The following is a 1051-nucleotide window of genomic DNA, read 5'->3' as shown; positions in this document are numbered from 1 at the left end:
CTGAAACAAAGCCTGGCGCAGGTGAGCGATCCGCGCCGAGCGCAGGGCAAGCGCTACGACCTGCCGCACGTGTTGCTGTACAGCGTGCTGGCGGTGGCGTCCGGGGCGACGTCGTATCGCAAGATCGAGCAGTTCCTGCAGGCGCACTGGCAGTCTCTCAACGAGGCATTCGGCAGCCGGTGGAAGCGCGCACCGGCCTACACGGGGCTGCGCAAGATCCTGCAGGGGCTCGATGCCGCAGAGCTGGAGGCGGCGCTGCGCCGACTGGCCAGCGAGCAGGTCGAGCACACGGCCGCCCCGGTGGGCCGGGCGGTGATCGCGCTGGACGGCAAGACGCTGCGCGGCAGCCTGGCGCGCTTCGAGGACCGGCGCGCTGCCCAGTTGCTCAGCGCGCTGGCGGTGCAGGAGCAGGTGGTGCTCGGGCATGTGCTGATCGAGGACGGCAGCAAGGATCACGAGATCGCAGCCGCCCAGCGCCTGATCGCCGAGCTGGGGCTGAGCGACTGCCTGTACACGCTGGACGCGCTGCATTTACAAAAAACACGGTCGAGCGGATCGTCGGGCTCGGCGGCGACGCACTGATCCCGCTCAAGGGCAATCAGCCCCGGCTGCTGGCGCGCCTGCGCGAGCAGGTCCGGCGCCGCCCTGCCCATGACGAGCACTACAGCGCCACCCTGGGCCGGCGCAACCGCATCGAGCAGCGCCGCGTGCGCGTGTGGCCCCTGGCCGCCGGCAGCGGCCTGGAGCCCTGGCACGATCACTTCCAGTGCCTGGTCGAGGTCACGCGCACCACCGAGATCTTCGACACCGCCCGCAAGACCTTCGTCCCCCGCGCCGAGCAGCCCGCCCTGTATCTGTGCACCCGCCGGGCCGGCGCCGAAGAGCTGGCCCAGGCCATCCGCAGCCACTGGGCCATCGAAAACCGGCTCCATCACGTCCTTGACACTGCCTTGGCCGAGGATGCCTGCCGCATCCGCCGCAATCCCGGCGTCTTTGCAGGGCTGCGGCATCTCGCGCTCAACCTGCTGCGATCCAATGGTCAGACCAACAT

The 1051-nt window shown here is 69.7% G+C and carries 1 pseudogene; it reads left to right on the top strand.

The features are described from left to right. Positions 1-1051: pseudogene (locus tag NFT33_RS19375) on the top strand (ISAs1 family transposase); the annotation flags it as partial.

The sequence above is a fragment of the Sphaerotilus sp. FB-3 genome, assembly GCF_023706025.1.
In the GTDB taxonomy this organism is placed as follows: domain Bacteria; phylum Pseudomonadota; class Gammaproteobacteria; order Burkholderiales; family Burkholderiaceae_C; genus Sphaerotilus; species Sphaerotilus sulfidivorans.
This window is presented reverse-complemented; position numbering and strand designations above follow the sequence as displayed.